This window comes from Streptomyces sp. NPDC111656 (genome assembly GCF_055656965.1).
In genome coordinates this window covers 1-7,964 of sequence record NZ_JBVKCA010000039.1, presented here as the reverse complement: position 1 = coordinate 7,964, position 7,964 = coordinate 1, and the positions used below count along the sequence as shown (strand labels likewise).

At 76.1% G+C, this 7,964-nt stretch carries 5 protein-coding genes; all 5 read right to left on the bottom strand.

Features of this window, described 5'->3' with window-relative positions:
* Positions 1 to 290: 290 nt before the first annotated feature.
* The gene (locus tag ACZ7M3_RS49825) at positions 291 to 1,073 is read right to left on the bottom strand and encodes a 4'-phosphopantetheinyl transferase family protein (RefSeq protein ID WP_472073061.1); all 783 of its coding nucleotides are present in this window, start codon (positions 1,071 to 1,073) and stop codon (positions 291 to 293) included.
* 494 nt (positions 1,074 to 1,567) lie between these two features.
* The gene (locus ACZ7M3_RS49820) at positions 1,568 to 3,337 is read right to left on the bottom strand and encodes a hypothetical protein (RefSeq protein WP_472073059.1); all 1,770 of its coding nucleotides are present in this window, start codon (positions 3,335 to 3,337) and stop codon (positions 1,568 to 1,570) included.
* A gap of 88 nt (positions 3,338 to 3,425) precedes the next feature.
* On the bottom strand, positions 3,426 to 4,487 hold the full coding sequence (locus tag ACZ7M3_RS49815; protein ID WP_472073057.1) for an SRPBCC family protein: 1,062 nt from the start codon (positions 4,485 to 4,487) through the stop codon (positions 3,426 to 3,428).
* A gap of 676 nt (positions 4,488 to 5,163) precedes the next feature.
* Positions 5,164 to 6,057, bottom strand: coding sequence for an AfsR/SARP family transcriptional regulator (locus ACZ7M3_RS49810; protein WP_472073055.1), 894 nt, complete (start codon positions 6,055 to 6,057; stop codon positions 5,164 to 5,166).
* A 664-nt stretch (positions 6,058 to 6,721) separates the two neighbouring features.
* Positions 6,722 to 7,357, bottom strand: coding sequence for a ScbR family autoregulator-binding transcription factor (locus ACZ7M3_RS49805; protein ID WP_472073053.1), 636 nt, complete (start codon positions 7,355 to 7,357; stop codon positions 6,722 to 6,724).
* Positions 7,358 to 7,964: the final 607 nt, after the last annotated feature.

Below are 7,964 nucleotides of genomic sequence, written 5' to 3'. Positions count from 1 at the left end.
ACGGCAGGCCCGGCAGGCCCGGCCACTGCGGGTGCGGGTGCGGGTGCGGCAGCCGCGGGCGCGGGCGGGACGGCATCGGGCGGGGTGACGGCGCACGGGCCGGCCGGGCGGTGGGCACGGGCCGCGGCGCCCGGCCCGCGACGGGCCGGGCGGCGGCGAAAGCTGCCGCCGGGACGCCCCGCGGCGGCGCCCCGCACGGAGACAGGCCGCACGGGGGCGGGCCGGGCGGGGGCGGGCCGGGCGGGGTGCGGTGGGATGGCTGCACGGTGGTTCACGACGCCCGCCTCTCGTCATGTCGGCTGTGCGCCGGAGCTGCCCGGCAGCTGCCAGCCTAACGTCGCCGCAGGTGGGAGGCCTGTTTCCTCGAGCGGGTATGGAGCGGGCCGCGAAGCGGTCTCGATTTCCCGCGGCGGACGGCGGGCGCTGCTGACCAGATACCGGCCGTGGACGAGATGGGTGGCCAGAACCCACCGCGCCGCGCCGTCCGGCTCGCCGGCCAGGACCGTACGGCCCTGTTCGTCGCGGCGGAAGCCGACCGCCGAGAAACGGCGCCGCATGCCGTGCCCGAGCGCCTTGGTGTAGGCCTCCTTGAGGGTCCACAGGTGCAGCAGCCGCAGCGCCCGCTCGTCCTCGCCCAGCACGGCGAGCTCCGCGGCCTCGTCCGGGGTGCACACGTAAGGGTGCAGCAGCTCGAAAGAGGGCCGGCGGGTGACGGGCTCGGCGTCCACCCCGATCGGCCCGCTGCGGCTGATGCCGACCACGATCAGCTCGTCGGTGTGGGCCAGGCTCACCTCGGCCTCGGCCAGGCCGCGCAGATGCGGGCGGCCGCCCGGCCGGTAGGCGAGGTCGAGGGCGTCCGCGGGGACCTGGAGCGCGGCGGCCGCAGCGTGCTTGAGGACCATCCGGGAAACGGCGAACCGCAGCCGGCCCGCCGGAGCGGCCGTCTGCCGGTAACGCGGCCAGTCACGGCCCAGCAGAGACCGCAGCCCGGGATCCAGCAGCGCCGCCGTCAGCCACTGCCCCCAGGTGGTGTGCACCAGGGCATGGCCCTGCCCGGCAAGCTGGTCGTGCACCTGCTCCCACGGCCCGTCCGGCCCCGCCACATGCAACAACGGCCCCGGCGACAGCCCCGACAGCCCCCCGGCCCCCCACCCGGACGGCAGACCCGGCGGCACACCGGACGGCAGACCGCGCGGCGGACCGGCCGACAGCCCGGACGGCAGACCGCGCGGCAGACCGGACGGCGGACCGGACGGCGGAACAGGCAGCGAAACAGGCGAGGTCCCTGGCGGCGGGCCGGACGGCAGTGCGGGCAGCAGCGGGCCGGGCACCCGCTCGCCCCCGCCCTCCCCCGCCCCGTTCCGCCCCGGCCCCCCAAAACCCCGGCCCCCGGAACCCGCCCCGGCGGACCCGGTCCCGGGAGGAGCGGCCCCCGGGGGTGCGGCCCCGGCGAACCCGGTCCCGGAAGGAGCGGTCCCGGAGGATGCGGTCCCCGGGGATGCGGTCCCCGGGGATGCGGTCCCCGGGGATGCGGTGCTGCCCGGGCCGCCGGCCGGGCTGTGCCCGCTCACCACAGCAGCCGGGTGGCGTACACGTCGCAGTCCACGCCGCGGCGGACGCGGCCGGCCAGTTCCGCCCAGACGGGTGCGCGCGGGTCGGGGGCCGGTCCGGGCAGCGGCACGCCCAGCCGTCCCGCGATGCCCGACAGCGCGAGCAGCGCCCAGTGCGTACCGCCCAGGAACAGGCCGCGGCCGTCGTCGGCGGCCTCCCTGACACCGAGCACGGCGGCGGCCAGCCACAGCAGGGCCTGCCGGTCCGCCAGCGCCCGCGCCGCCACAGCGCCGGGGTCCGCGCCGGCCGTGCGGCACGGCCGGCGCAGCGCGCGCTGCTCGGTCAGCAGCCGCCGGGCCAGCGCCCCCAGCGCGGCACGGCCCGTATCCGCACCATCCGCACCATCCGCACGGGCGGCACCGTCCGCACGGGCGGCACCGTCCGCACGGGCGGCACCGTCCGCACGGGCGGCACCGGCGCGCAGCAGACCGGACAGCACCACACTGTCCCCGCCCACGCCGTACCCGCCCGGCTGTGCCCCGTCCGGGGTGTGCACGTCCGGGGTGTGCCCGTCCGGGGCAAGGCGGCCGGACTCGTGCCCGCCCGGGGTGTGCCCGTCCTCCTGCTCCCCGGCAGCGGCGATGCCGCCGGCGGGGGCGGGGGCGGGCGGGTCGGCGAGCCGGAAGAGGGCGGGGAGCGGGCCGCGGTGCGCGGTGCGGGGCTCTTCGGCCGCCAGGGCCGGCAGGTCCCTGGCCAGGCGGGCCTGCCAGTGCGCGGCGCCCGCCGCGTCCACCCCGGCCAGGGGAAGGTCACGGGTCAGTTTCGCGAGCATCCCGCCCCCGGTACTGGCGGGCCCGTGGCCGCATTCGGCAAGGACCAGTCCCAGCTGCGCCAGTACGTCGGCCAGCACGGTCGGCACCACGTAGCCGGCCACCGCGCCCAGCAGCCCCGCCCCCACCCCGGGGCCGGGGACGGGGGCGGCCGGGCGGCGCAGCGCCACACAGGTCAGGCTCTCGCAGGCCAGCAGGTCGGCGAAGGCGGCGGCGAGCACGGGCTGCCACTGCCGCAGGGCCGGCTCACCACTGCCGCGGCCGGCCACGGTGAGCGCGGCCTGGCGCAGCACGCTGCCGGCGGCGGCCACCAGGGCCGCCGGGCCGAGCAGCGCGGCGGGCACCGGAGAGAACACCGGGCGGGACTCCCCGTCCTGCCCCCAGGCGCGCCGGGCGGACGGCATACCCGGCCCGCCCCACCGGCCCGCGGCATGTCCCAGGGCCACATCCCGGCGCAGGAGCGGGCGCAGGGCACGCACCCGCTGGTCAGCGGCACATACCTGGCCCAGACCGGCCGCCGTAAGGAGCACACCCGCCCGCCCGCCCCACCCCTCCCCGGCAGACCCGGCAGACCCGGCAGAAGCGGCAGAGGCGGGGGATGCGGCGGGGGCGGAGGTGAGGGCGGGCAGGCTGTAGGGGTTGGCCGCGTCGCGGGGATCGCCCAGCAGCACCTCCAGCCGCAGCGCGGCGAGCGCCACCCGCAGCGGCGGCGGCAGCACGGCATACCGGTGCGCCAGCACTCCCGGGACCGGCCCGGCCAGACGGACGACGCCCCCGCCCCTGTCCCCGCTCCCCGCCTCCTCCCCCGCCGGCGACACCGCCGGCCCGGACAGCGCGGCGGGCGGCCGCGCGGTGATAGCAGCCTCAGGCGGCGGGGCCGGGACCGCCGCCCGGACCGGCAAGGCAGCAAGGGCAGCAACGGGTGCGCTGGGCGCGGCGGGCGGGGTGACGGCCATGACCGGCCTCCTGTTCATCTGATCATCCGCTCGGCTGGTCGGCTGGTCGGCTGGTCGGCTGGTCGGCTGTTCATCGCAGGTCATCTGCTCACCGCAGACGGCGCACGGTGCTCTCGGCATGCCACTTGGCCAGGCCCAGCGTTTCGGTACTGGCACGCGACAGCCAGGCACGGACATGGTCACGGGCCTCGAGCAGGCCGGTGCCCGCACCGAGCACCCGGCCGACGGCCTCCTGCCGGAGCATCACCTGGTGGGCCGCGACGACCGTGACCCCAAACGCGTCCGGCAGCAGCGACCACTCACCGCTGTGGGCGGCGATCAGCCCGGACGTGCGCGTCTCCTTGTAGACGATCCGCCCGGCGTGCGGGAAACACAGCCGCACAGCCCGCGTGCTCACCGTCCGCCCGCCCGGCGCGGCGCAGCTGTCCAAAGACACCACCTGGATCCCCGGCACGTCCTCACGCACACCGGCCCGCTCCACGTGCGGGACCCGCCCGGGCCACTCCCCGATCCGGTAGAGAAAGTCGTAGACCAGTTCCGCGGGGCCCTCGATCCGCACCCGGTCCTCGAACGACAGCAGCAGCTCGTCCAGCCGCTCCCACCACCCGGCCGCCCGCCGTACCGCCGCGAGCCGGCGATGCACATCCGCCTCCGCCTCCGCCTCCCGGCGGGCGCCGTCCGCAGCCGCCACCGGCAGCCCGCACTCCTGACGCAGGCCCAGCACACACTCCGCCTCACCCGCCGGCCGCACACTCCACACACCCGAAGTCACACTGCCGGGCCAGACAGCATCCTCCTGCTCGAACACGACCGCCCGGACATCAGGATGCAGCACCCGCCGGGCATGCCAGGAACCGACCCGGCCCCCCAGCACACCACCCACACCACCACCGGCACCAGCGCCGTCGCCGTCACCGTCACCGGCACCGTCGTCGGCGGCGGCAGCGGCGGCGGCGGCGGTGTCATCGTCGGCGGCCAGCTCCCACATCCGCAGCCGCTCCTGCACCCCGTCGAAGTCGAGACGCTCGACATGCACGACCGAGGGCAAGAACACCGGCCAGCGCACCGCATCAGCCAGCATCCCGTACACGACACCGGCCGGAGCGGCCACCCCCACCGTGTGCTCACAAGCGTGCACGCGCGACGACATGCCGGCCCCTCCTCCTCCAGGCGCACCCCCACCCTGCCCCCCACCACTCGAGCCCGCCTCGCACCCGCCCGGACCCCCACCCCCGGCCCCACCCCCCGGCCCGGCACCCCCGCGGCGCCGACCGGGCGACAGCCCGCACACCGCCGAACGCCACCCACCACAGCCGCCACGGCCCACACAGCCGGCCCCAGCAGCCCGTACAACACACACAGCCGGGCCCGGGCGGCACACCCAGCCCGGACGGCACGGGCGGGACGCAGCCCGGACGGCACGGGCGGGACAGGCGGGATGAGCAGCCCGGGCAAGACAGGCGAGGCGAGCGGCACCAGCAGCCCGTACAGCCCGGGGGACACAGGCCGGACGGGACGGAGTGAGAGCCGGACGAGCGGCACGGACCGGACGGACGGCACGGACCGGACGGGGCGGGGTGAGAGCCGGACGGCGGGCCGCACAGCCGCCAACCCGGGCGTACGCGGGGGCCCGCGGGAGGCCGGGAGGCGGGGGGCGGACCGGGACCGGGGCATGCGCCAGGTCCCGGCGGAAGAGACCAGGACCTGGGCGGAAGCCGGGCGAGAAGGCCAAGGGGGCCAGCCGGCCAAGGCCAGGGAGTCAGCCGGCCGGGGCAAAGCGGGGCAGCCAGCCAAAGCGAGGGGGTCAGCCGACCGGGGCGAGGGGGTCAGCCGACCGGGGCGAGGCGTCCGGTCCCGGCGGGGCCACTGCCCGTGGAGCCCGGCCCGGCGGAACCGGAAGCGGTCGCGGTCGCGGTCGCGGTGGCGGTGGCGGTGGTGGCGGGTGAGCCGTCCGGCCGGGCCATCAGGATGGAACGCTGCAGCTTGCTCAGCGCCGCCGACGGTTCCAGGCCCAGACTGCGCACCAGGGTGGCACGCAGCCGCTGGTAGGCGTCCAGGGCCTCGCCCCGGCGCCCGGAACGGTACAGGGCCAGCATGTACTGCCCGCACAGGCTTTCATGGGTGGGATAGCGGCTGACCAGCACGGTCAGCTCGGCCAGCAGCTCACGGTGGCGGCCCAGCCGCAGATCGGCCTCGATACGCTGGTCCAGCGCACACAGCCGGCTCTCCTCCAGCCGCTTGACCTGAGTGGCCAGGTGCATCCCGGCCTGCACATCGGCCAGCGGCGGCCCGGACCACAGCGCGAGCGCGGCCCGCAACTGCCGGGCGGCCTCCGGGAAGTCCGCCGCGTCCATCGCCCGGTAGCCCAGCCCGGCCAGCCGCTCGAACGCCCGCACGTCACTGCCGCCCCCGCCGCTCTTGAGGAGATAGCCGCCCGGCACGGTCAGCAGCACGTCCTTGGCCGTACGGGCATCAGCCGCATCCGCCTCAAGCGCCGCGGTGATCAGCTCCCGCAGCTGCAGAATGTACGTCTGCAGCGTGGGCCGCGCACTACGGGGCGGCCTGCCGCCCCACAACTCCTCACTCAGCATGCCCACCGGCACCATCTGGTCGGCCTGCACCACCAGCAGGGCCAGCACCTGCCGCGGCTTGGGAGCCGTCGGAGTAATCGAAAGACCCTTCTCCCGCACAGCAAGAGTGCCGAGTATGTCGGTGTCCACGCCGTCTCCCCTGTCCGTCCACTGCGCTCTGCCGAACCCCTTCGGACCCCATCAACACCCAGGCCCCCAAAACCCCGAACCCAGGCCCCGAACCCAACCCCCGGAACCCGCCCGGCCCGCACTACCCCAGCCCCGAACCCAGCCCCAGCCCCGGACTCCCGGCACCACCAGACCCCGACGCCACCAGACCCCGGACCGCCAGGGCCCCGACACCGCCGGACGGCGGACCACCGGACCCCGGCAGCCCCCGGACCGCCGGACCCCGACGCCGCCGGACGCCGGACCGCCGGACCCCGTTGCCTCCAGGCCCCGCACTGCAGAGCCCCGATACCGCCAGGGCCCCGATACCGCCAGGGCCCCGACACTGCCGGGCCCCGGGACCGCCAGGGCCCCGACACTGCCGGGCCCCGGGACCGCCGGAAGGGCCGGCGGCGGATGAGCCGCACCCGGCCGGCCGGGATCCGCCCGACACACCGAGTAAAAAACAGCATGGACGGTATGTCAATCTCAAACCGGTCGTCTTGTTTTCTCTCAGCCGATGCTCGAGATCCCTTCGAGAGAATCCGGCTTACAGCACATAAGGCGGCTATTCGGGCGGGATTCCGGGTGCTGCGGCCGCCCTGTCAGCGGTTTGACTTCCCCATTGCCGGACCATGCGGTCTGTTTACCCGGGGGTGCGGTCGGTCCCGGCGGCCTGGGAACCGGGCAGGACCGGCAGCCGGCCCGAAGGCGCCGCGAGGCCGGGCAGCAGCAGCGCCCAGAACTGCTCCACCAGATGAGGCGAGGAACGCACACGGTGACGGGACGCGAGCCGGCCGAACCCGGCGACCGAGGCCACCACAGCCACCGCGGCCGCCTCCGGGGACACCCCCCGCGCCAGCTCCCCCGCCCCCTGCGCCTCACGCAGCAGCGCATGCACCCACTCACTCCACCACCGCCCCGGCCCCTGCACACTCTTGCGCGAAGGATCACCACCCAGCTCGAACCCCGCCCGCAGCACCGGATCCACCGCCAGCGCCGCCACCAGATCACCACTCACATCCACCAGCAACTGCAGCCCCCCGCCCCCCGCACCCTCCCGCACCACCAGCCGCTGCACCGACACCGTCGCCGCCGCCTCCACCTCACACGCCAGGAGATCCTTGCTCGGGAAATGAAAATGCAGCGCCCCGGTACTCACACCCGCCCGCCTGCTGATCACCGGCAGCGAGGCAAGGGCATACCCGTCCTCCGCAAACACCTCAGCCGCCGCACGCACCAGAGCCCGACGCGTCCGCACCGCCCGCACCTGCCTGACCACCCCACCCCTCCTCCCCAGCCACCGCCCCCGCCACCGGACACACCGGGACCACCACCCCACCCTACCAAACCGCACACGCGGTATGTTTACGAGTCCGCACCCCACCCCGACCCCTCCTCCACCCCTCCCCGCCCCGGGCCACCCACCCCGGAACCACCCACCCGGCCAGCCCCCCGCCCCGGCACAGAAACACACAGACAAACCCGCCGACACCCGGACACCAGCCCCCACCACCGCCCCGCCCCGGTACCAGGCCCTGCCACCGGACCCCGCCACCGGGACACACCTCAGGCCGTCACCACCGGACCCCGCCCCCGGAAGAGACCCGCCCCCGCCCGCCCGGCCCTCCCGCACACCCCGGCACCAGGACCCCCGCACACCCGACAGCACAGACCAGACCAGACCAGGTGCGACAGGGAAAGACACACGGCACCACAACAGGGACGCCACCACAGGCCCGCCCCACCATCAGCGGCCGCACTCGACACCCGCTCGCACCCCACCAGAACCCGCCCCGCCCCGCCACGGACCACACCCCGACCAGACCGCGACCAGGAAGACCAGAACCAGGGCCGGGCACACAGAGACGGCCCAGACCAGCCAGGAC